This is a genomic window from Thermohalobaculum xanthum, from assembly GCF_016623495.1.
GTDB lineage: Bacteria > Pseudomonadota > Alphaproteobacteria > Rhodobacterales > Rhodobacteraceae > Thermohalobaculum > Thermohalobaculum xanthum.
In genome coordinates this window covers 146619-169291 of the sequence record NZ_JAEHHL010000008.1, presented here as the reverse complement: position 1 = coordinate 169291, position 22673 = coordinate 146619, and the positions used below count along the sequence as shown (strand labels likewise).

The 22673-nt window shown below is 68.7% G+C and carries 23 protein-coding genes; 16 read left to right on the top strand and 7 right to left on the bottom strand.

Features of this window, described 5'->3' with window-relative positions; genetic code table 11:
- Positions 1-5 precede the first annotated feature (5 nt).
- Positions 6-758 (bottom strand): DUF1028 domain-containing protein, encoded by a 753-nt coding sequence (locus tag H0I76_RS14070; protein ID WP_200610944.1) that lies wholly within the window; start codon positions 756-758, stop codon positions 6-8.
- 203 nt (positions 759-961) lie between these two features.
- Here H0I76_RS14070 and H0I76_RS19480 point away from each other — a divergent pair, with 203 nt between their 5' ends.
- Positions 962-1276 carry a TraR/DksA family transcriptional regulator gene (locus H0I76_RS19480; protein WP_325166455.1) on the top strand — a complete coding sequence of 105 codons (315 nt, stop codon included), beginning with the start codon at positions 962-964 and terminating at the stop codon, positions 1274-1276.
- A 15-nt stretch (positions 1277-1291) separates the two neighbouring features.
- Here H0I76_RS19480 and H0I76_RS14060 read toward each other — a convergent pair whose 3' ends face one another.
- The gene (locus tag H0I76_RS14060; RefSeq protein ID WP_325166454.1) at positions 1292-1981 is read right to left on the bottom strand and encodes a GntR family transcriptional regulator; all 690 of its coding nucleotides are present in this window, start codon (positions 1979-1981) and stop codon (positions 1292-1294) included.
- Complete coding sequence (locus tag H0I76_RS14055; protein ID WP_200610939.1) at positions 1978-4917, bottom strand: FAD-binding and (Fe-S)-binding domain-containing protein; 2940 nt, start codon at positions 4915-4917, stop codon at positions 1978-1980. The genes H0I76_RS14060 and H0I76_RS14055 overlap by 4 nt, the downstream gene beginning before the upstream one ends.
- A 101-nt stretch (positions 4918-5018) precedes the next feature.
- Between H0I76_RS14055 and H0I76_RS14050 the strand changes: the two genes are divergently transcribed.
- The 11 genes from H0I76_RS14050 to H0I76_RS14000 all read left to right on the top strand — a co-directional run bounded on the left by H0I76_RS14050 (position 5019) and on the right by H0I76_RS14000 (position 15705).
- Positions 5019-6203, top strand: coding sequence for a pyridoxal-phosphate-dependent aminotransferase family protein (locus H0I76_RS14050; RefSeq protein WP_234455320.1), 1185 nt, complete (start codon positions 5019-5021; stop codon positions 6201-6203).
- 91 nt (positions 6204-6294) lie between these two features.
- Positions 6295-7269 carry a TRAP transporter substrate-binding protein gene (locus H0I76_RS14045; RefSeq protein WP_200610934.1) on the top strand — a complete coding sequence of 325 codons (975 nt, stop codon included), beginning with the start codon at positions 6295-6297 and terminating at the stop codon, positions 7267-7269.
- Between the two features lie 111 nt (positions 7270-7380).
- Complete coding sequence (locus H0I76_RS14040) at positions 7381-7923, top strand: TRAP transporter small permease (RefSeq protein WP_200610931.1); 543 nt, start codon at positions 7381-7383, stop codon at positions 7921-7923.
- Between the two features lie 15 nt (positions 7924-7938).
- Positions 7939-9219: a TRAP transporter large permease gene (locus tag H0I76_RS14035; RefSeq protein ID WP_200610929.1), complete on the top strand. Its 1281-nt coding sequence runs from the start codon at positions 7939-7941 to the stop codon at positions 9217-9219.
- Positions 9220-9295: 76 nt separating this feature from the next.
- A complete protein-coding gene (locus tag H0I76_RS14030; protein ID WP_200610927.1) occupies positions 9296-10075 on the top strand; it encodes an enoyl-CoA hydratase/isomerase family protein in 780 nt (259 codons plus the stop codon).
- Entirely contained in the window at positions 10075-11268 is a 1194-nt protein-coding gene (locus H0I76_RS14025) for a CaiB/BaiF CoA transferase family protein (protein WP_200610925.1), read from the top strand. The genes H0I76_RS14030 and H0I76_RS14025 overlap by 1 nt, the downstream gene beginning before the upstream one ends.
- 902 nt (positions 11269-12170) lie before the next feature.
- The gene (locus tag H0I76_RS14020; RefSeq protein WP_200610923.1) at positions 12171-12776 is read left to right on the top strand and encodes a fasciclin domain-containing protein; all 606 of its coding nucleotides are present in this window, start codon (positions 12171-12173) and stop codon (positions 12774-12776) included.
- A gap of 197 nt (positions 12777-12973) precedes the next feature.
- Positions 12974-14218: a PQQ-dependent sugar dehydrogenase gene (locus H0I76_RS14015; protein WP_200610921.1), complete on the top strand. Its 1245-nt coding sequence runs from the start codon at positions 12974-12976 to the stop codon at positions 14216-14218.
- Positions 14219-14314: 96 nt separating this feature from the next.
- On the top strand, positions 14315-14653 hold the full coding sequence (locus tag H0I76_RS14010) for a c-type cytochrome (RefSeq protein ID WP_200610919.1): 339 nt from the start codon (positions 14315-14317) through the stop codon (positions 14651-14653).
- Positions 14654-14829: 176 nt separating this feature from the next.
- Positions 14830-15351 (top strand): L,D-transpeptidase family protein, encoded by a 522-nt coding sequence (locus tag H0I76_RS14005; RefSeq protein ID WP_200610917.1) that lies wholly within the window; start codon positions 14830-14832, stop codon positions 15349-15351.
- Positions 15352-15480: 129 nt separating this feature from the next.
- On the top strand, positions 15481-15705 hold the full coding sequence (locus H0I76_RS14000; RefSeq protein ID WP_200610915.1) for a hypothetical protein: 225 nt from the start codon (positions 15481-15483) through the stop codon (positions 15703-15705).
- A gap of 1 nt (position 15706) precedes the next feature.
- On the opposite strand, the gene H0I76_RS13995 is transcribed toward H0I76_RS14000, so the two are convergent.
- From H0I76_RS13995 to mntR, 4 genes are all read right to left on the bottom strand, one after another.
- Positions 15707-16654: a L,D-transpeptidase family protein gene (locus H0I76_RS13995; RefSeq protein WP_200610913.1), complete on the bottom strand. Its 948-nt coding sequence runs from the start codon at positions 16652-16654 to the stop codon at positions 15707-15709.
- A 95-nt stretch (positions 16655-16749) separates the two neighbouring features.
- Entirely contained in the window at positions 16750-17277 is a 528-nt protein-coding gene (locus tag H0I76_RS13990) for a GNAT family N-acetyltransferase (protein WP_325166453.1), read from the bottom strand.
- A gap of 135 nt (positions 17278-17412) precedes the next feature.
- Positions 17413-17832 carry a c-type cytochrome gene (locus tag H0I76_RS13985; RefSeq protein ID WP_234455319.1) on the bottom strand — a complete coding sequence of 140 codons (420 nt, stop codon included), beginning with the start codon at positions 17830-17832 and terminating at the stop codon, positions 17413-17415.
- A 138-nt stretch (positions 17833-17970) separates the two neighbouring features.
- Entirely contained in the window at positions 17971-18423 is a 453-nt protein-coding gene (gene mntR / locus H0I76_RS13980; RefSeq protein ID WP_200610910.1) for a manganese-binding transcriptional regulator MntR, read from the bottom strand.
- Positions 18424-18559: 136 nt separating this feature from the next.
- Between mntR and H0I76_RS13975 the strand changes: the two genes are divergently transcribed.
- Genes H0I76_RS13975 through H0I76_RS13960 form a run of 4 tightly spaced genes read left to right on the top strand, consistent with a single transcriptional unit; the run spans position 18560 to position 22661 of the window.
- Positions 18560-19561 (top strand): metal ABC transporter solute-binding protein, Zn/Mn family, encoded by a 1002-nt coding sequence (locus H0I76_RS13975; RefSeq protein WP_200610907.1) that lies wholly within the window; start codon positions 18560-18562, stop codon positions 19559-19561.
- Between the two features lie 12 nt (positions 19562-19573).
- Positions 19574-20380 (top strand): metal ABC transporter ATP-binding protein, encoded by an 807-nt coding sequence (locus H0I76_RS13970; RefSeq protein ID WP_325166452.1) that lies wholly within the window; start codon positions 19574-19576, stop codon positions 20378-20380.
- Between the two features lie 8 nt (positions 20381-20388).
- Complete coding sequence (locus H0I76_RS13965; protein WP_200610898.1) at positions 20389-21525, top strand: metal ABC transporter permease; 1137 nt, start codon at positions 20389-20391, stop codon at positions 21523-21525.
- Entirely contained in the window at positions 21525-22661 is a 1137-nt protein-coding gene (locus H0I76_RS13960) for a metal ABC transporter permease (RefSeq protein WP_200610896.1), read from the top strand. Before H0I76_RS13965 ends, H0I76_RS13960 begins: the two co-directional genes overlap by 1 nt.
- Positions 22662-22673 lie beyond the last annotated feature (12 nt).

Genomic DNA, 22673 nt, shown 5'->3' with positions numbered 1-22673 from the left:
GGGCGTCAGACCAGCGGGGTCGCGAACGATCGCGAAGGGATCCCGTCGGCGGCGCGGCGCCTTTCCTCCTCGATGATGCGGCGGTCGAGGTCGGTGCGGTCGGTGGTTCCCGAGAAATTCGCGGCGGTCGGCATGTTCTCGGCGAAGTGCAGGAAACGCTCGTGCGCGACGTCCCACAGGCGGCGCAGCTCGGCCAGCGGGTCGGGGTGGTCGTCGGCGCGCAGGTCGATCCAGGGATAGACCTCGGCGCGGTGGATCCTGAGCGCCGCAGACTGGCGGCCCCGCTTGTCGCCGCCAGCGGCCTCCGCCGCTTCCATCGACGCCAAGAGGCGCTCGGGGAGGGGCAGGGCGGCCGCATCGCGCCACGCAGCGAGCATGGCGGCCAGGACCTGCGGGCCCGCCAGCATGTTGCCCGCGACCGAGACGTTCTCGCCCGCCATGTGCCCGGCCCAGTCGACGCATTTGCCGCCGGTGAACTGCGCGGTCCGGCCGTCGGCGTCGATGGCGTGGATCTGGCGGTTCTCGGCGCCCGCGTCGCGCGCCGCGAGATCGGCGAGCACGGGCCCGGGCGCCTCGCCCGCGGCGACCCGGTCGGCGGCCTCGATCCCCCAGAACGGGCTGATGAAGGCCTGCGTCGCGACCGCGGCCCGGCCGGGCCGGATATGCGGGACCAAGGCGCCGACCGCAAAGAATCGGCTGGCCACGGCGACGCCGAACTGGCCCGAGACCGGGTCGCGCGCAACGATCGAGAATGTCATCGGGGCCTCCCTCGCATGCCGGCCGACCGCGACCGGGGGGCAGACTGCCATCATCGCGCGGGTCTTGGAAAGGGGCGCGAGGCTTGCGCAACCGCGGGGGTGCAGGGATTTCGGGGGCTTCCGTCCGGGCCACGCTTCTGCATAGGCTGGCAGGATCGCTGCCGCCAGGGCCGCGCCGGACAGACAACGAAGAGGAACACCGGGTGAAGGACGTCAGCCATTACGAAGCGCGGTTGCGGGCTCGGCTCGCCGAGCTAACGACCCGGGTCACCGGCGTGGAGGCGCAGCTTGACGAGCCCGCATCGGCCGACTTCGAGGAGCGCGCGACCGAGCGCGAGGGCGACGAGGTGCTGGAGGGGCTGGGGCAGGCCGGCGTGGCCGAGATGCGGATGATCGAGGCCGCGCTTGCGCGGATCGAGGATGGCAGCTTCGGCTACTGCGTCAATTGCGGCGAGGAGATCTCGGAGGAACGCCTCGAACTCGTGCCCCACGCCCCGCGCTGCCGCAACTGCGCCTGACGGGCGGGCCCGGCGTCAGTCGGCCGCGCCCTCGCGCTCGGCCATCTCGGCCCTGATCGCGGCGCGCACGGTGTCGAGCTTGCCCGCGAGGTGGTCGCGCAGCAGGCGCGACAGGCGCGGCCCGTCACGAGCCTCGAGCGCGGCAACGATTTCCTCGTGCTCGGAGACCGCCTTCTTCCATCGGGCGGCCGAGAGGTTGGCGCGGAAGCGCGCCCGGCGCACACGGGCGGCTAGGCCGCGGCGCATCTGGATCAGCGTCTGGTTGCCTGCGGCCTTGAAGATGCGATCGTGGATTTCCTCGTTCAGATGGAAATAGCTGTGGCGGTCGCCGCGCTCGTAGGCCGTGACCATCGCGTTGTGCAGCACCCTGATCTCGGACACCTGGTTCGGCGCGATCCGGGCGCAGGCAAGCTCGCCCGCCAGCGATTCCAGCGCGCCCATGATCGGAAAGACCTCGTCGAGGTCCTCGACCGTCATCGGTGCGACGCGCGCCCCACGGCGGGGCGTGATCTGGATCAGCCCCTCCTTGGCGAGGGCCTGCACCGCCTCGCGCAGCGGCGTGCGCGAGACGCCAAAGCTCTCGCACAGCTCGCGCTCGTTGATCTTCTCGCCAGGGGAAAGTTCGCCCTCGACGATCATCTCGCGCAGGCGGTCGCTGAGCGCATCCGGCAGGAGCCGCTGCATCGGGGTGAAGCTTTCGTTCACGTCAGGGCCCTCTTCGAACTCTCCTCCAGAACCCGCGCGACATGCAGCGCCGCGCGTCCCGCCCCGTCGGCGATCTGGTGGCGGCAGGATGTGCCGTCGGCCACGACAATAGCGTCATCGCCCGCCGCGCGCACCCTCGGCAGCAGGCTCAGCTCGGCCATGGCACGGCTTGTGCCGACTGTCTCGGCCTGGTAGCCGAAGGCACCCGCCATCCCGCAGCAGGACGAGGCGATGAGCTCGACCTTCAGTCCCGGCACGAGGCCCAGCACCTTCTGCACCGGCCCCATGACGTTCATCGCCTTCTGATGGCAGTGGCCGTGGAGCAGCGCGGTCTGCGCGTCGAGCGGCGCGAGCGGAAGTGCGAGCCGGCCCTCGGCCGCGCGGGCCGCGAGGAATTCCTCGAACAGCATCACGCGCGCGCCGAACTCGGCGCTCCAGTCGTCGAGGAGGGCGGGGGCCTCGTCGCGGAAGGTCAGCAGGCACGAGGGCTCGAGCCCCACGACGCTTGCGCCGTTCTCCAGCGCCGGGCGCAGGGCCGCGGCGGTGCGGGCCATCTCGGCCTTCGCCTCGGTCGCCATCCCGGCCGAGAGATAGGTGCGCCCGCAGCATAGCGGGCGGCTGCCGTCGGGCGCCGTCGCATGCGCGACCCTGAGCCCCGCGCGCTTAAGCACGGCTTCGGCGGCGCGAAGGTTCTGGGGCTCGAAATAGCGGTTGAAGCAGTCGGCGAACAGCACGACATCGGCCGCCGACATTTCGGAGGCCGAGCTTTCCGTCCGGAACCAGTCGCCGCGCCACTCGGGCAAGTCGCGCTCGGCGGCGAAGCCCAGCGCGCGTTCGGACAGGCGGCGCAGGGCGGGGATGCGGTTCCTGAGATTGACGAGCGGGGCGAGGCGCGCGGCGATCCGGGCATAGCGCGGCATGTGCCCGACAAGGCGCTCGCGCAGCGGCACGCCGTTGCGGCGCGCACGGGCTGCCTGCACCTCGATCTTCATCTTGGCCATGTCGACGCCGGTGGGGCACTCGCGCCGGCAGGCCTTGCACGAGACGCAGAGCTTCATCGTCTCGGCCATCTCGTCCGAGGTGAAGGCGTCGGGGCCAAGCTGGCCCGAGATCGCGAGGCGCAGGGTGTTGGCGCGGCCGCGCGTGAGATCCCGCTCGTCGCGGGTGACGCGATAGCTCGGGCACATCACGCCGTCGAGCGTCTTGCGGCAGGCGCCGTTGTTGTTGCACATCTCGACCGCGCCCTGCAGGCCACGCCCGGCGCCGTGGTGCCCCTCCCAGCGGAACACCGAATCGAACTCGGGGACCGTGTAGCCGGGGTCGAACCGCATCAGGCTGCGGTCGTCCATCTTCGGCGGGCGGACGATCTTGCCCGGGTTCATCAGCCCGCCCGGGTCCAGCCGATCCTTGACCTCCTCGAAGGCTGCGACGATGCGTTCGCCGAACATCTGGCGGTGGAATTCCGAGCGCACGATGCCGTCGCCATGCTCGCCGGAATGGCTACCCTTGTAGCCGCGCACCATCTCGAAGGCTTCCTCGGCAATGGCGCGCATCGTGCTGACGCCGAGGTCCTGCTTGAGGTTCAGGACGGGGCGCACATGCAGCGTGCCCACCGAGGCATGGGCATACCAGGTGCCGTTGGTGCCGTGCTTGCGGAAGATCGCGGTCAGCCGGTCCGTGTATTCGGCCAGGTCCGCGAGCCGCACGCAGCAATCCTCGACGAAGCTCACGGGCTTCCCCTCGGATTTCATGCTCATCATGATGTTGAGGCCCTGTTTGCGGACCTCGATGATGCGGGACTGGAAGGCGGGGTCGATGGCCTCGACGACGCCGCCCGGTGCCTTGCCCGGGTCGTCCCAACGGAAGCCGAGATCGGCCATGACGTCGTGCAGCGCGGCAAGCCGGCGGAGGTTCTCGGCCTGGTCGTCCTCGGCGAACTCAACGATCAGCAGCGCCTCCGGCGCGCCACGGACGAATTCCTCGACGACGGGGCGGAAGATCGGGATGTCGCGGGCCAGCGCGATCATGGTGGCGTCGACCAGTTCGATCGCGGTGGGGTCGAGCTTGACGAGGTGCTGCGCCGCATCCATCGCCTTGTAGAAGCTGGGAAAGTGGCAAACTCCCAGCACCTTGTTGCGGGGCAGGGGCGAGAGCTTGAGCGTGATGCGCTCGGAGAAGGCGAGGGTGCCTTCCGATCCCACCAGCAGATGCGCGAGGTTCACGGGACGCCCATTCGCCACCAGCGCGTCGAGATTGTAGCCGCCGACGCGGCGATAGACGTCCGGGAAGCGCGCGGCGATCTCGTCCGCCTCGCGCGCGCCGATGGCCAGCAGGTCGCGGGCGAGCTCGCCGATGGGCCCAGGCAGGTTCGCGCCGGGCTGGACCTCGCCGAAACGCGCGCGGGTGCCGTCGGCCATGAGCGCGTCGATGGCGAGCACGTTGTCGCGCGAGGTGCCGTAGCGCAGCGAGCGCGAGCCGCAGGAGTTGTTCGCCGTCATGCCGCCGAGCGTGGCGCGTGACGACGTCGAGACGTCGACCGGGTACCACAGCCCGTGCGGCTTGAGCGCGGCGTTGAGATGGTCGAGCACGAGGCCCGGTTCGACCACCGCCTCGCGCCGCTCGGCGTCGATTGAGACGATGGCGTTCAGGTGCTTCGAGAGGTCGAGCACCACGGCCTCGTTGACCGTCTGGCCGCACTGCGAGGTGCCGCCGCCGCGGGGCAGCACCGGCACCCCGGCCTCGCGCGCCACCTGCATGGCGGCGCTGACATCGCCCATGCTGCGGGGCACGACCACCGCCTTGGGCATCATCTGGTAGATCGAGGCGTCGGTCGCATAGCGGCCGCGCGAGAAGGCGTCACCCATCACCGTCCCCTCGACCGCCGCGCTGAGCTTGCGCACGAGCGCGTCATCGGCGGGAGTTGCAATTCGGGTCATTGACAGGCCTTCCGATCTGTATTCTGTATACAAATCTCTAGCCGCCACGGCGCGGCGGGACAAGTCCGCAGATGAGACGGAAACGACGGGGAGGGTTCATCATGGCCGGTCGGCATTTTCTTCAGATCCCGGGGCCCTCGAACACGCCGGACCGTATCCTCCGTGCGATGGACCAGCCGGTGCCCGACCACCGGGGGCCGGGCTTCGGCGACATCGGTGCGAAGTCGCTGGAGGGGATGAAGAAGATCTTCAAGACCCGCCAGGACGTGGTGATCTATCCTGCCTCGGGCACCGGTGCGTGGGAGGCGGCGCTGGTCAACACCTGCTCGCCCGGCGACAAGGTGCTGATGTACGAGACCGGCCACTTCGCCTTCCTGTGGTCGAACATGGCCAAGCGCCTCGGCCTCGACGCCGAGGTGATCGTTGGCGACTGGCGCCACGGCGCCGATCCGGTCGCGATCGCCGAGCGGCTGTCCGCCGACAAGGCGCGCGAGATCAAGGCCGTCTGCGTCGTCCACAACGAGACCTCGACCGGTTCGGTCACCCAGATCCCGCAGATCCGCAAGGCGATCGACGATCTGGGGCACCCCGCGCTTCTGATGGTCGACACCATCTCGGGCCTCGCCTCGATCGACTTCCGGTTCGACGAGTGGGGCATCGACGTCGCCGTCACGGGCAGCCAGAAGGGGCTGATGCTGCCCCCGGGCCTCAGCTTCAACGCCGTCGGTGCCCGCGCGAAGGAGGCCAGCAAGAAGGCAACGCTGCCGCGCTCCTACTGGGACTGGGAGGAGATGAAGGGCCCGAACGAGAAGGGCTATTTCCCCTACACGCCCGCCTCGCTCATGCTCTATGGCCTGAACGAGGCCATCGACATGCTGCTGGAGGAAGGGCTCGACAACGTCTTCGACCGGCATGCGCGGCTGGCCACGGCGGCGCGCGCGGCGGTCGAGCACTGGGGGCTCGAGATCCTGTGCGCCGAGCCGGGTCACCGCTCGAACGTGCTGACCGCGGTGATGATGCCCGAGGGGCATTCGGCCGACCGCTTCCGGCGCATTACGCTCGAGGCCTTCGACATGTCGCTGGGCAACGGGCTCTCGAAGGTCGCTGACAAGGTGTTCCGGATCGGGCACCTTGGCGATTTCAACGAACTGATGCTCATGGGCACGCTCTCGGGTGTCGAGATGGGACTGGAACTGGCAGGCGTTCCCCACGAGAAGGGGGGCGTGATGGTGGCGATGCGCCATCTGACCGGAAACGGCGCGGCCGGCGCGAACGCGGCGGCCTGAGTCGGACGAGGGAAGCGCACCGGGACGGCAAGATCCCGGGCGGAAGACAACCGGACGGGCGCAGCCTGTCCCTCAACGGGAGGAACGTAGCATGAAGATTTCGACGCTTCTGGCGGGCGTAGCGCTTGCCGCAGGCATCAGCACCGGCGCTCATGCGCTCGAGCTGAAATTCGGGCATGTGGGCGAGCCGGGCTCGCTGTTCCAGGCCAGCGCCGAGGCCTTCGCCTCGTGCTCGAACGCCGCACTGGGCGACAAGGCCGAGGTCGTGGTGTTCGGCTCGTCGCAGCTGGGCAACGACAAGGAGCTTCTGCAGAAGCTGAAGCTGGGCCAGGTCGATTTCGCGCTGCCGTCGTCGATCATGTCGTCGGTCGACGACACCTTCGGCGTGTTCGAGATGCCCTACATCATCAAGGACCGCGACCACATGACCCGGGTCTGGGCCGAGATGGAGCCGACCTTCCAGGCGGCGGCGCAGAAGAACGGGTACCGCATCATCGGGCTGATGGAGAACGGCTTCCGCCACATCACCAACAACGTGCGGCCGATCAACAAGCCCGAGGACCTGGCCGGCATCAAGCTGCGGACCCCGAAGGGCGCGTGGCGCGTGAAGATGTTCCAGCTCTATGGCGCGAACCCGACGCCGATGGCCTTCTCGGAGGTCTTCACGGCGCTGCAGACCGGCGTGATCGACGGGCAGGAGAACCCCTACGCGCAGATCGCCTCGGCCAAGTTCCAGGAGGTGCAGAAGTACCTCTCGATCACCGGCCACGTCTACACGCCGGGTTACGTGCTGGTGTCGGACAAGCATTTCGGCAACCTGCCCGAGGACGTTCAGGCCGCGCTGCTGCAGTGCGGCGAGGAGAGCCGCGCGAAGGTCTACGAGATCGCGGCCCAGTTCGAGACCGACCTGCTCAAGGTCATCAAGGACGCGGGCGTCGAGGTGAACGAGGCCGACAAGGATGCCTTCATCGCCGCGTCGAAGCCGATCTATGACGAGTTTGCCGCGACCGTCGAGGGTGGCCCCGTGCTGGTCGAGAAGATCAGCGGGCTCGCCGCCGGCTCGTAAACCGCCGACAGGCCATGCCCTCTCCCGCCACGCGGGAGAGGGACGCATCCCGGGGCGCGGCCGATGGCGGCGCCGGGGCCGAGGCTCCGAACCTTCCGAAAGCCAGACATCATGATCTTGCGCGCGTCACGCCTTCTCGAATGGCTGCTCGAATGGGTGGTGATCTTCCTGATGATCACCCTCACGGTGGTCGTGATCGTCGCCGTCCTGTTCCGTATCGGGGGCTCGTCCTTCTCGTGGTACGACGAGGTTGCGGCGATCATGCTTGCGTGGATCACCTATTACGGCTCGGCGCTCGCGGCGCTGAAGCGGCGCCATATCGGGTTCGACACGGTCCTGCTGTCGCTCTCGCGCCCCTTGCGGATGGCATCGGTGATCGTGGCCGAGGTCGTCGTCATCGGCTTCTTCGTCGCCTTGGCCTGGGCCGGTCTCGAGGTGCTGTCGGTGCTCGAGGGCGACCGGCTGGTCTCGTTGCGCTGGGTGCCGGTGCAGTTCACCCAGTCGGTCATCCCGATCGGGGCGATCCTGTTCATCGTCGCCGAACTGCTGAGCCTGCCGCACTACTGGAGCATGACGATCCGGGGCGTTTCGCTCGAGCACGCCGAGATCGAGGAAGAGGTCGAGAGCGAGATGAAGAAGGCGGGCGCGAAGTGAGGGGAGCCGACTGACATGCTGATCATTGGCATCGTCATTGCAATCATCCTGATGATCTGCATCAATGTGCCGATCGCCATCGCACTGGCGGTGGGCGGCATCATCGGGCTCCTGGGCTATGAGGGCTGGGGCAGCCTCGTGACCATCGCGCTCGACATGTATGACGGCGCGACCAAGTTCTCGCTGATCGCGATCCCGATGTTCGTGCTCGCGGGCGCGATCATGAACGCCGGCGGGGTCACCGACCGGCTGATCAATTTCGTCTCGGCCCTGATCGGCTTCGTCCGCGGCGGGCTCGCGATGGTCAATATCGGCGTGTCGCTGTTCTTTGCCGAGATCTCGGGCTCGGCGGTTGCCGATGTCGCCGCGATGGGGTCGGTCCTGATCCCGCAGATGAAGAAGCGCGGCTATTCCGGGCCGCTCGCGGCGGCGGTCACATCGTCCTCGGCCTCGCTCGCGATCATCATCCCGCCCTCGATCCCGATGATCCTCTACGCGACATCGGCGGGCACTTCGGTCGAGCAGCTGTTCGTGGCGGGTATCATTCCGGGCCTGCTGGGCGCCGCGGGACTGATGTTCGTCGCCTATATCTTCGCGCGCCGCTACGACCTGCCGACCGAGGAGGCGTTCAACGTCGCGCGCCTGCGCGAGACCTTCTGGGACGCGCTGCCGGCCTTCTCGCTTCCTGTCATCATCCTGGGCGGCATCTTCGGCGGCTTCGTCACCGCGACCGAGGCGGCGGGGCTGGCGGTGCTCGCGGCCTTCGTCGTGGGGCTTTGGTACAACCAGCTGGACCTGCGGCACCTGCGGCGCTCGATGCTCGACGGCGGCATGCAGACGGCGGTGGTGATGCTGCTGGTCGCGGCCTCGGTGGTGATGGGCGGGTTCCTGACGCGCGCGCAGCTGCCGCAGGACCTGGCGCAGGGGATCCTCGACCTGACTTCGAACAAGTGGATGATCCTGCTGATCCTGAACATCTTTTTCCTGATCATCGGGTTCTTCCTCCACTCGGCCGCCGCCATCATCCTGGTGGTTCCGATCGTGATCCCGCTGATCAACGCGGCCGGGATCGACCCCATCCATTTCGGGCTGGTGGTGACACTGAACCTCGCGATCGGCCAGCAGACGCCGCCGGTGGCCTCGGTCCTGATCACCGCCTGCGCGGTGGCGCGGGCGAACATCTGGGCGGTGTCCAAGGTCAACATCTGGTTCGTGCTGGTGCTGCTCGCGGTCCTGATGATGTGCACCTACATCCCCGCGATCCCGATGTTCCTGGTGCATTACTTCTACGGCTGATTCCCGCGGCCGGGACGGGCGCCGCGCGTCCGCCCTGGCCCGGAAGGGCCGGCCAGGCGACCGACCGGAGCAGAGCATGACGAACGAACTGATTTACGCAGTCGAGGGCGGAATCGCGACCGTCACCTTCAACCGGCCCGAGAGCCGCAACGCCCTGACCTTCGCCATGTACGAGGGGCTGGCCGCGATCTGCGCCGCGGCGCCCACGGACGGCTCGGTCAAGGCGATCATCGTGACGGGCGCCGGCGACCGTGCCTTCGCGGCCGGAACTGACATGACGCAGTTCCGCGGCTTCAGCGCCGACCAGGACGCTCTGGATTACGAGCACAAGATGGACGGGGTGCTGAAGGCGATCGAGTCCTGCCCCGTGCCGACCATCGCCGCGATCACCGGCGCCTGTACCGGCGGGGGGGCGGCGATCGCCGCCTGCTGCGACCTGCGGATCTCGGACGCGCGGCTGAAGTTCGGCTTTCCCATCGCGCGGACGCTTGGCAACTGCCTGTCGGTCGGAAATCTCGCGCGGCTCGCCTCGCTGCTGGGGCCGGCGCGCACGCGCGAGATCCTTCTGACCGCGCGCCTGATCGAGGCCGACGAGGCCAACATGATCGGCCTGGTCTCGGAGGTGCTGCCCGATGCCGAGGCGGTGCGGGCGCGGGCGCACGAGCTTGCGCGGCTGCTGTCCGGGCACGCGCCGCTGACGATGCGCGCAACCAAGGAGGGGCTACGTCGCGTCTTCTACCACGGCCCCAAGGCCGACGACGCCGACCTGATTTTGATGACCTACATGTCCGAGGACTTCCGCGAGGGGATGGAGGCCTTCCTCGGCAAGCGCGCGCCGAACTGGAAGGGCCGGTGATGGGGCCGCTCGAGGGGTGCAGGGTCGTCGAGCTGGCGCATGTGATGGCGGGTCCGGTCTGCGGGCTGATGCTGGCCGACATGGGCGCCGACGTGATCAAGCTGGAGAAGCCGAACGGCGACGACACGCGGCGCATGGTGCCGCCCACGGTCAACGGCGAGAGCGCCGCCTTCCTGATGATGAACCGGGGCAAGCGCGGCGTCGCGCTCGATCTCAAGGCGCCCGAGGCGGCCGAGGCGCTGCGCCGCCTGCTGCGCGACGCGGACGTGGTGATCGAGAACTACCGGATGGGCACGATGGAGAAGCTGGGTCTCGGCTACGAGTCCCTGCGGGCGCTGAACCCGGGGCTGATCTACGTCTCGATCTCGGGCTTCGGGCGGACCGGGCCCTATGCCGACCGGGGCGGCTTCGACCTGATCGCGCAGGGCATGTCCGGGCTGATGTCGATTACCGGCGAGGGGCCCGGCCGGCCGCCGGTCAAGGTCGGCGCGCCGGTCTCGGACATCACCGCGGGGATCCTGGCGGCGATGGGGGTCGCGGCGGCCTATGCCCACAAGCTGCGGACGGGCGAGGGGCAGGTGGTGGACACTTCGCTCTTCGAGGCCGCGATCACGCATACCTACTGGCAGTCGGCCATCGCCTTTGCCACCGGCGAGGCGCCGGGGCCAATGGGCTCGGCGCATCCGCTCAACGCCCCCTACCAGGCCTTCCAGACGGCGGATGGCTGGGTGAATGTCGGCGCCGCGAACCAGCGCAACTGGGAGCGCCTGGTCGCCATCATCGGCGCGCCCGGGCTTGCCGCCGACCCGCGTTTCGCGACCAATGCCGAGCGCATGGCGCATCGCGGTGAACTGGAGGCCGAACTCAACGCGATCCTGCGCACGCGCCCCACCGCGGAGTGGCTCGAGGCCTTCGACGCGGGCGGACTTCCCGCGGGGCCGGTGCTGGACGTGAGCCAGATGCATGCCGATCCGCAGACCCGGGCGCGCGACATGGTGGTGTCGACCGATCACCCGGTCGCCGGGCGGGTTGAGGCCATCGGGCTGCCGGTCAAGTTCTCGGCGACCCCGGGCGGGGCGACGGCGCCCGCGCCGCTTCTGGGACAGCACACCCGCGAGGTCCTGGCCGAGGCCGGCTACACCGCCGACGAGATCGCCGGGATGATCGCCTCGGGCGCGGCGGTGGCTGCCTGACGTCCTGGCCGTGATGGCGCCGGATCCTTTCGGATATTTCTATCCATCGGTCATGATACTTTGATGGGAGGGTGCTGTTCGGGCAAGGCAAGTTCCGAGTGAGGTATAGTACCTGCGCTAAACAGAACGCTTGGTGAAGAAATTGGTGGACCGGAATCCCAAACTCCAGATCGCATACGCAGGTCGATCGAAAGGCCGCGACCGGTATAGTCGACCGAGAAAAATATCGGCCTGGCTTTGCTTTTTGGTCTCGTTGTTGTTTGCAACGCCAATTTCTGCCACGTATTTGGAAACTGCCCCCCCCCGAATCCTTCGAAGGCACTGTTGAGAGTGTGGGTGACGGTGGGACAGTCTACTTTAAAGAAATCTGGTGGGGATTGTGGGGCTATGAATTGTTTGCGGTCCAGGCCATCAATGCCGAGGCTCTAAGGCAATTTCTGGTCGGCCGAAAGCTCCGCTGTATCAAAGCAAAGTACATACTTGATCTCAAGTTTTTCGGCGGACCACCAAACGCCATCTTATGTGATTCCCTAGTGCCGTCGAGAGACAGCCAAACCTATTTTTTTGGAGTTCATCGTGCCTTATTCAAGTTGGGGATAGCGCAACCGGACTGCAGTGCAACAAAAGCATTCCGGACCTGCCAGGAAACAAAACAAGAGAGGGAGGAGCGCCGTGACATACGCTGAAGAACGAGGCTTTTCTCGCCGCTCACTTCGTGGCCTGGCGGACCAGCGTTTACTCGTCTCGAGATGCGTCGATCCCATTCCGCATTTCGGGATGCGCAGCTGCAGGGTGAAATGACTTAACGGAATCCTCGGATTTTTCGTGACTTCCCGCGGCGCCGCCTAGCGCCGCACACAAGGCCGGAGCGGACCTCCGGCGAACGCGGGAGGTAGCAGCACATGCCCGCGGAGACGATCACTGGAATTGTCGAGGGCTCGGCCGATTTCGAGCTTCTCGGTCAGGCCCTTGCAGCGTTCGAACTGGACGACGACCTCGACGACCTATCGGGCGATTTCACGGTCTTTGCGCCGACGGATGCGGCATTCGTCCAGCTGGCCCAGGACCTTGGCGATGTGGGCGATGACGAGACCGGATCGCGCGACTACCTGCTTGCCAATGTCGATGCGGCTGTACTCGAGCAGGTCCTGCTCTACCAGGTGTCGACAGGTGCCAAGGACGCGATCGCGGTTTCGGATCTCGAGGAGATCGACACCCTGGCGGGCGAGGTGATCTCGACCGATCTGCCCGTGCTCGTGGATCTGGAGCCCGATATCGCGGACCCCTCGCTGGTTGCGACGGACATCGCGGCAACGAACAGCATCGTGCATGTCATCGACCGCATCCTGCTGCCGCTCGATCTGCCGGGCAACGACGCCCCGTCGATCGACGATCTTACCATTACGCGCGAGCGCGGGGCGACGGTGATCGAGGACGGCCTTGGAAGCTCGATCACGCGCGGGGGCCGCCCGATGCTTCAGCTCGACGAGGACAAGTTCGCCTCTTGATGTCCTGCCGGCCTTCTGCGCTCTCCCCGGTCGCTTGTCCGGGCCGCGTTCTTCGGCCTTTGGCGCGTGCGAGACGGCGTCCGGGTGCTCGGCGAGAGATTGTCGCAATTGGTCTGCTTTACTGACCGCCGATTCTCGGTTCTAGTGTCGCAGGACGGGCGAAGAATGAACCGCCCGCGACCATGGGGAGGAGAATAATGCTCAAATCGTTGCTTGGGGCGACGGCCATGATGGCGCTTGCCGCCGGGACGGCCGCGGCTCAGTCGAACCTCGAAAAGCTGGGCCAGTTCAAGTCCACCGGCGTTACCGAGTTCACATACGTCGATCAGGGCGGCGATCGCGCCGACCAGATCCGCGAGACCCTGAAGGCGATCAAGCTGCCCGCCGGCTTCGAGATCTCGCTCTACGCGCTGGTGCCGGACGCGCGGCACATCGCGGTGGGGCCGCAAGGCATCGTGACCTTCGTCGGTACCCGCAAGACCAAGGTCTGGGCCGTGACCGACCGCGACAAGGACCGCGTGGCGGACGAGGTGAAGGACTTCGCCCCCTCGCTCGACTTCACCATCCCGAACGGGCCCTGCTTCTCGAGGGACGGGTTCCTCTACATCGCCGAGCAGAACCGCGTGCTCGTCTTTCCAGCGGCAGAGTTCTTCTACGAGAGCCCCGACGTCGCCGCGTTCAACGTCGTGGCCGAGGGCAACCTGATCCCGCCGGACGAGGCGAGCTACAACCACACCGCGCGGGTCTGTGACGTGGGCCCCGACGGCAAGCTCTACATCTCGCTCGGCCAGCCCTTCAACGTGGCCCCGCCTGAAAAGCTCGACCTCTACCGCGAGGTCGGCATCGGCGGGATCATCCGCATGAACACCGACGGCACCGGCCGCGAGGTCTATACCTATGGCGTGCGCAACTCGGTCGGGCAGGACTTCCACCCCGAGACCGGCGAGCTGTGGTGGACCGACAACCAGGTCGACGGCATGGGCGACGACATCCCGCCGGGCGAGCTGAACCACCAGACCGCGGCCGGGCAGCATTTCGGACACCCGTGGTATGGCGGCGGCTCGGTCCGGACCAAGGAGTACGAGGGCCAGGAGGTTCCCGTGGACGTCGTGATGCCGGCGGTCGAAACCGTCGCCCACGCCGCCGACCTGGGCATGATGTTCTACACCGGCAAGCAGTTTCCGTCGAAATACAAGAACGCCATCTTCTCGGCCCAGCACGGGTCGTGGAACCGCACCGATCCGGTCGGCGCGCGGGTCATGGTGACCTTCATCGGCGAGGACGGCTCGGCCACGATGGAGCCCTTCGCCGAGGGCTGGCTGACCGGAGATGGTGAGTACCTGGGTCGGCCGGTCGACGTGGCGCAGCTGCCTGACGGCTCGATCATCGTCTCGGACGACCTGGCGGGTGCGCTCTACCGCATCTCGTACACGGGCGGCTGAGGCGCGGCGAACTGCATGCAGATTTCCCTCCCCTACCGGGGAGGGACGGGGCGGGGGCGCGCGGTGCCCTCGCCATTTCCCGGACCCGGAGACCCCATGATCCCTTTCTTCCGCGGCCTTGCGGCCAGCCTCGCCGTGCTCGGCGCCGTCTGCCTTGCCAAGCCTGCCGACGCGGCCGATGCCGCCGCGGGCAAGGTCAAGGCGAAGCAATGCGCCGTCTGCCACGGGATCGACGGCGTCGCCAGGATCCCGATCGCGCCGCATATCGCGGGCGAGACTTCGGTCTATCTCGAGACCCAGCTCAAGGCCTTCCGGTCGGGCAAGCGCGAGCACGAGATCATGTCGGTGATCGCCAAAGACCTGAGCGACGAGGATATCGCGGATCTTGCGGCCTGGTATGCGTCGATCAAGTTCGAGGTGACCTTGCCGGAGTGACGCAGGCCCCCTGCGCGCGAGAATGGCACCGTTTTCACGCGTGAAATCCACATCAAGCGTATGATTTAATGTAGAAATCCGTATCGCCTGCCGATGCGCGCGCGTCTCGGCTTGGGCCGCGCGTTGGGAGCGGGTAGACTGGCCGCCGAGGCAAGGTTTCGAGCGGAAGACGGCGAATGTCGAAGGCAAGAGTTCTGGCGGGGCTCGCGGCGTTGGTGCTGCTGGTCGGCTGCGAGAAGCCGCAGCCCGACGTCGCGCCCGCGCCGCTGCCGGACAAGGCCGACCGGGTGGTGGTGCTGAAGGGCGAGCGCGAGTTGCACCTGCTGGCCGGGTCGCAGACGCTGCGGGTTTACCCCGTCGCGCTGGGCTTCGCTCCCGAGGGGCCCAAGCGGCAAAGCGGCGACGGGCGCACACCCGAGGGTCATTACCTGCTGGACCGGCGCAACCCCAACAGCAGCTTCTACCGCTCGATCCACGTCTCGTATCCCGGCCCCGAGGATCGCGAGCGCGCGCGCGCGATGGGGGTCGATCCGGGCGGCGACATCATGATCCACGGCCTGCCCAACGGGCGGGGCTGGATTGGCGCGGACCACGCCCGATTCGACTGGACCGAGGGCTGCATCGCCGTGACCAATACCGAGATGGACGAGATCTGGGCGATGGTGGACGACGGCACGCCGATCGAGATCCGACCGTGACGCGCTGCCGCGCCGCCGGGGCTGGCGCTTCAACTGGCATGCCGATTGTCGTATGATCCCCCCGGCCCCGGGCAGATATTTCGCTGCGCCGCGGCCACGCCGAGGCAGCCAATTCTGGGAGATCACCGAATGCGAACCTTCAGGCATACGATGCCGCGTGTCGCGGCCGTCGCCGCGCTGGCCCTGCTGAGCGCCTGCGCCTCGAAATCCGACGTGGATGCCCTGAGGGCCGATGTGGCGCAGGCGCAGGCCGACGCCGCCGAGGCGAAGCAGCGCGCGGCCTCGGCCGAGGCTGCCGCGCTTGCGGCCCAGGAGCGTGCCGACCGGATCTATCGCGAGTCGCTGCGCAAGTAATCTAATCGAGCGGGGGCAGGGGCATCACGTCCCCGCCCACCGGGGCCAGCGAGATGCGCACGGGAACGCCGCGGCGTTCCTGCAGCGTGGCCTCGATCAGCGTCCAGTCGAGTTGCAGGTCGCTCGCGCCGGGGATCTCGAGCAGCCGGATCATCAGCCCCGGAATGTCGACATGGTAGTCGGGGGTCTCGCCGGCCTCGATCGCGTCGGCCTGCTTCTGGCCGGGATGCGCCTCGAGATAGAGCGCGCCGCCCGACCAGCCGAGCTTGATCTCGTGATCGATGATATGGACCGGGGTGCCGGTCGGCACCTCGGCGAACAATGCCTCGATGTCCTCGGGATAGAGTCGGATGCAGCCGTGGCTGACGCGGCGGCCGACGCCCAGCGGCTTGTTCGTGCCGTGGATGACATAGGCGCCGTAGTTGATGTTCATCGCGTAGTCGCCCAGCGGGTTATCCGGGCCCGGCCCGATCTGGGCGGGCAGGTTGGGGCGCTCGGCGCGGATCGAGGCAGGCGGGGTCCAGGTCGGATCCTTGCGCTTGAGCGAGATGGTGGACCTGATCTCGGGGGTCTGCCAGTAATCGCGCCCGATACCCACGGGATGGGTGACCACGCTGCCGTCGCGCCGGAAGTAATAGAGGCGCAGTTCGGCGAGGTTGATGACGATCCCCTTGCGCGGCACGTCCGGCAGGATGCGCCTGAGCGGCAGCAGGAGCTGGCGGCCCGCGCCCGGCAGCCACGGGTCGACACCGGGATTGGCAGCCATCAGCTCGACGAAACCGAGGTCGAAGCGCCGCGCGAGCTGCGGGATCGTGTCCTCGTAGCGCGTGACGTAATACCCGGTCTCGCCGATGATGTCCTCGCCCTCCTGGGGCGCGCTGGCGGCCTCGCGCGGGGCGAGCATGGCGAGAAGCAGGGCAAGCCCTGCGGTGGTGACTTTGCTGAACATGCGGTTTGCCGGTCCCATGGTTCTGCGTCCGGATCGCGCGGCACTCTAGCATCGCGGGCCCGAGGCGGACAACGCGGTGTTTGCCGGAGCGGCGATCAGGCCGTCTCGAGCCGGAATTTCCTGAACCGGGCGCCGTCGTAATCGACCTCGCCCACCAGCTGGGCGCCGAGGCGCCCCAGCGCGCCGAGCTTGCGACGCGAGGGGGGCAGCAGGAACGTAACATGCGGGATGCGCGCGTCGGCCCTGGCGAAGGCAAGCGCCTTGCGCGTGATGGGCGCGCCGAGCCCGAAGGCCTCGGGCCTGAGCACGAGGCCGTAATCCCAGTCGGCGCCCTCCCTCTGGAAGCCGCCCCAGCCGACATAACGGCCGTCGGCAAGGATCGCCCAGTGGCCAAGGCCGTCGCGGCGCCAGCATGCCTCCTTGGCGGCGACGAAGCTGGCGGCGGCGTCGCGGTCCCAGGGGCCGGTCAGGAGCGGCATGTGCGCGGCCAGCCGCGGGTCGGACATGTGGGTCACAATCTCGTCCAGCGCGATCCCGGTCAGCCGGGTGAAGCTGATCCGGGGGGCGCCGGGCTTGCGGGTGGATCTCCGGAATTCTGGCCGGGGGTCTGGCGGGCGGTCCATCTCGATACCGTGGCGGGCGTTGATCGGCCGGTGCCGGCGGATCCCAGTGTGTCCGGGGCCGCGTGGCCGGGGCGCGAGATTAGCCGGGCGCCACGCCGCCGCGCATCACGATTGCGTGCCACGCTGGGCGGGGTGTCACTCCTGGATGCTCTCGAGATAGCGGACCAGCGAGAGAATGCGCGCGGTCACCACGTTCTCGGGGTTGACCGGGCCCGTCGAGGGATCGGCGGCTTCCTCGGCCTTGGCGCGGAAGGCCGAGCCCCATGCCGGCATCGCGCGCGTGCCATGCGCGCGGATGTCGGCCCGGCCGTCGATGGTCCGGTAGACCCTTTCCTCGGGGAAGGTGCCGCCATTGCGGGCCGAGAGCCCGGTGAGGTCCGGTGGCGGCGCGATGAGAAGTTCGGCCAGCGGGCCGTCACCCTTCGCCGCCGCGCCGTGGCAGATGGCGCAGTGCTCGGCATACTGCTTGGCGCCGGCGTCGGCTCCGACGCCGGTTGCGGCGGCGGGTGACGATAGGAAGGCTAGGGCCATGGCGGTTGCGACGCGACCAATCATCTTCACCTCGGCACGAATTTCGGCGGCGGACTGCGCCGATGATTCCATGGATCGCCCGCGTGGTCATTCTACCACTGCCCAGGAGTGCCCGGGCGGGGCGCAACGCCGCATCCGGCGCATGCCGCGCGGGCTTGCGTGTCAGGGCGTCCCGGCGCCTTCGAGGAATTCCCTCAGCGCGGCCAAGGTGCGGGCGCTGATGTGATGCTCGATCCCCTCGGCGTCGATCTCGGCGGTCTCGCTGTCCACGCCCAGCTTGATCAGCGCATCGCGCACGATGCGGTGGCGGGCGCGCGATTCCTCGGCCAGCCTTCGCCCCTCGGTGGTGAGAAAGATCGAGCGGTAGCGCTGGCGCGTCACCAGCCCGTCGCGGGCGAGGCGGTTGAGGGCCGCGTTCACCGTGGCGTTGGTGACCCCGAGGCGTTCGGCCAGGTCGACGGCGCGGGCCTCGCCGGTGACGTCGATGAGGTCGGCGATCAGCTCGACGTAATCCTCGGCCACCTCGCGCTGATGGGCCTGGCGCACGCGCTCGAAGCTGCGCGCCTGGCGCGTGGCCTCGCGCAGGACGGTCGGGCTGGGACGTTTCGCGGGCATGTGATCCTCCGGACGCGAAGCAATGCAATGACTGATGACAAAATTTAGTGCAAGCTAAAATTTATAGCCCGTTGACGAAATTTGAGCCTCTGCCTAGCTCTGACTCGAAGGAGACAACAGGAGCCCGGAGACCAACATGCGATCGAAAGACCGCGCCCCCCTCACCGCCCGCGTGCTGTGCGCGGCCCCGCTTGCCATGGCGCTTGCGCTGGGTGCCGCGCTGCCGGCGCGCGCCGCGGAACCCGTGCAGGTGGTCGCCACGACCGGCATGATCGGCGATCTTGCGGCCGAGGTGGCCGGTGGCTGCGCCGAGGTGACAGTGATGATGGGGCCCGGCGTAGACCCGCATCTCTACAAGCCCAGCGCGGGCGATGTCCGCCGGCTCGCGGGTGCCGACGCGATACTCTACAGCGGCCTCTATCTCGAGGGGCAGCTGGGCGAGGTGCTGGACCGGCTGTCGGGCCGGGTCGTGACCGTCGCCGTCGCCGAGCGCGCGGTGCCCGAGGCCGAGCGCATCCTGACCGGCGAGGGCTATGGCGTCGACCCCCATGTCTGGATGGACCCGAGCCTCTGGTCGCGGGTGCCCGGTGTGATCGCCGAGGCGCTGGCGCCGCTTGCACCCGATTGCGCCGCGGACATGGCCGCACGGGCCGAGGACGCCGCGCGCGCCGTGACGGCGCTGGACGGCTGGGTGCGCGAGAGCCTGGCCTCGGTGCCGGAAGGGGCGCGGTTGCTGGTCACGGCGCATGACGCCTTCGAGTATTTCGGCCGTGCCTATGACGTCGAGGTCGTCGGCATCCAGGGCGTCTCGACCGAGAGCGAGGCGGGAATTGCCGACATCCGCGCGGTGGTGGACCTTGTGGTCAGCCGCAAGGTGCCCGCGCTGTTCGTCGAGTCGACCATCAGCCCGCGCACCGTCGAGGCCGTGATCGAGGCCGCGCGCCGCGAGGGGCACGAGGTCACGGTGGGGGCCGAGCTCTATGCCGACGCGATGGGCGGGGCGGGCACGGGCGAGGGCACCTATATCGGCATGATCCACGCCAATGTCCGCGCCATCGTGGGCGCGCTGGGCGGCACTCCCGCGCCGCTGCCCGAGGCGCTTGGCGCCTGGGCGGTGCGCTGGGGCGTCGCGGGCTGAGGGGGCAGGCCGGTGTTCTTCCGTCCCCGCGCCGAGGTCCAGGGCCGGCTGCACGAGCCCGGCCTTGCCCTTCATGTTGAGGACCTGACGGTCAGCTATCACGCGCGCCCGGTGCTGTGGGACATCGACCTCGACGTTCCGCCCGGCGTGATGGCTGCGATCGTGGGGCCCAACGGCGCGGGCAAGTCGACGCTGATCAAGGCGGTGCTCGAGCTCGTGCCCAAGACGGCGGGGCATGTGCGCGTGTTCGGCGCGCCCTATGCCCGGGCGCGCAAGCGCGTGGCCTATGTGCCGCAGCGCAGCTCGGTCGACTGGGATTTCCCGACCACCGCGCTCGACGTGGTGATGATGGGCCGCTACGGGCATCTGGGCTGGCTGCGCCGCCCGGGGCGCGAGACGCGCGCGCAGGCGATGGCGGCGCTCGGGCAGGTCGGCATGGCCGCCTATGCCGACCGCCAGATCAGCCAGCTTTCCGGCGGCCAGCAGCAGCGCGTGTTCCTAGCGCGCGCGCTGGTGCAGGAGGCCGACCTCTACCTGCTGGACGAGCCGATGGCCGGGGTCGACGCGACCACCGAGCGCGCGATCGTGAAGTTGCTGCAGGGGCTGCGGGACCGCGGCCGGACCGTGGTCGTGGTGCATCACGATCTGCAGACCGTCCGTCGCTACTACGACTGGATGGTGATCCTGAACGTGCGGGTCATTGCCCAGGGGCCAGTCGCCGAGGTGCACACCGCCGAGAACCTGCGCCGAGCCTATGGCGGACAGATCGCGCTGATCGACGCCGCGCCCGAGGCGCCCGCCGGCGCCGGGACGATGTGAGGCGCGCCGTGGGCCTCGTGGAGATCCTCAGCGATCACACCCTGCAGACCGTGGCGATCGGTGCGGCCATCCTGGGCGCCGTGTCGGGCGTGCTCGGCGCCTTCGCGGTGCTGCGCCAGCAGTCGCTGATGGGTGATGCGCTGAGCCATGCCGCGCTGCCGGGGATCTGCCTCGGGTTCCTTTGGGCCGGTAGCCGCGACCTGGGCGCGATCTTGGGCGGCGCTCTGGCGGCGGGGGCGCTGGCCGCGCTGACGGTGATGGCGATGACCCGGCTGACGCGGCTCAAGACCGATGCGGCGCTGGGCTCGGTGCTGAGCTTCTATTTCGCCCTCGGCATCGTGCTGCTGACGCTGATCCAGCGGCAGGCGGGCGCGGGGCAGGCGGGGCTCGAGGCCTTCCTGTTCGGGCAGGCGGCGGCGATCCTGCGCGAGGACCTGCAGGTGATGGGGGTGCTGGCGCTGGCCTCGCTGGGCGCGGTGGCGCTGCTGTGGAAGGAGTTCAAGCTGGTCACCTTCGACCCCGTCTTCGCCCGCACGCTGGGCCTGCCGGTGGTCGCGCTCGAGGCGGTGCTGACCGTGATGGTGGCGGTCGCGGTGGTGATCGGGCTGCAAATGGTCGGCGTGGTGCTGATGGCCGCGATGATCGTGGCGCCGGCGGTGGCGGCCCGGCAGTGGGTCACGCGGCTGGGGCCAATGGTCGTGATCTCGGCCGCGATCGGGATGGGCGCGGGCGTGACCGGCGCCCTGATCAGCGCGATGGGCCGGGGCCTTGCGACGGGGCCGCTGGTGGTGCTGGCGGCGTCGGCCGCGGTGCTGGTCTCGATCCTGCTGGCGCCGGGGCGCGGGGTGATCTGGGACTGGATGAAGCGGCGGGCCGAGCGGCGCGCGCTGGGCGGGCAGCGGGTGCTGACCGCGATCCACGCGCTGGCGGCCGAGCATGGCGATCCCGAGTACCCGGCCGAGCAGAGCATGCTCGACGTGTATTTCGGCGGCGGCACCGCGGCGGCGCTGGACCGGCTCGAGGCCCGCGGCGCGGTCAGGCGTGCGGCGCATTTCCGCACCGAGGGCGTGCACTGGGTGCTGACGCCCCAGGGCCAGGCCGAGGCCGAGGACATCCTTGCAGGCGGCGAGGGAGACCGGCCGTGATGCAGGCGCTGTTCGACGATCCGGGCTTCTCGATCATGGCCACCGGCTTCCTGGTGGGGGCGGCCGCGGCCATGCTGGGCCCGTTCCTGATCCTGCGCCGCGCGGCGATGCTGTCGGACGCTATCAGCCATTCGATCGTGCTTGGCATCGTCGCGGTCTGGCTGCTCACAGGCGCGGTATCGGGGCCGCTGCAGATCCTGGGAGCCGCGTTGACCGGCGTGCTGACCGTGGTCCTGACCGAGATGATCGCCGCCACCGGTCGGGTTAAGAGCGACGCCGCGATCGGGCTGGTGTTCCCCGCGCTGTTCGCGGCGGGGGTGTTGCTGCTGAACCTCTATGCGTCGGACGTCCATATCGACACGCATACCGTTCTGCTGGGCGAGATCGGCTTCGTCTGGCTCGACACGCTGGAGGTGGCGGGCCTGTCGGTGCCGCGCGCGCTGGTGTGGATGGGGGCTGCGGCGGCGGCGGACCTCGCATTCATCACGCTGTTCTGGAAGGAGCTGAAGATCGGCACCTTCGACCCGGTGCTGGCGCATGCGATGGGCCTGGCGCCGCGCGCGCTGTTCTACGTTCTGCTGTTCCTGACATCGGGCACTGCGGTCGCGGCCTTCGACGCGGTGGGCGCGATCCTGTTCATCGCCTTCATCGTGATGCCGCCCGCCACCGCCTACCTGCTGACCGACCGGCTCGAGCGGATGGTGCCGATCGGCGTGGCCGTGGCCGGGATCGCAAGCCTGGGCGGCTATGGGCTGGCCCTGCAGTGGGACGTGTCGATCTCGGGCATGATGGCTGTGGTGACGGGCGCATGCCTGGGGCTGGCCGTGCTGGCCGCGCCGCGCCATGGCGTGGTCGCGGCCATGCTGCGCCGAGCACGGAGCCGGCGCGAGAACGAGACCCGCGCGCTGGTCGTCCACCTGGCCACGCACGAGGACACCGCGGCGCGGCGCGAGGAGAACGTCGCCGCGGCGCTGCGCCTGCACCTCGACTGGCCCGACCGCCGGGCGCGCGAGGTGCTGGTCAAGGGTGTCGCCGCGGGACTGGTCCGGCGCGAGGGCGAGGCCCTGTTGCTGACCGACGAGGGCCGCCGCGCGGCGGAGGCCCTGCTCGAGCCCTGGCGGCGCGGCGGTGGCTGAAGGGCGCGGGCG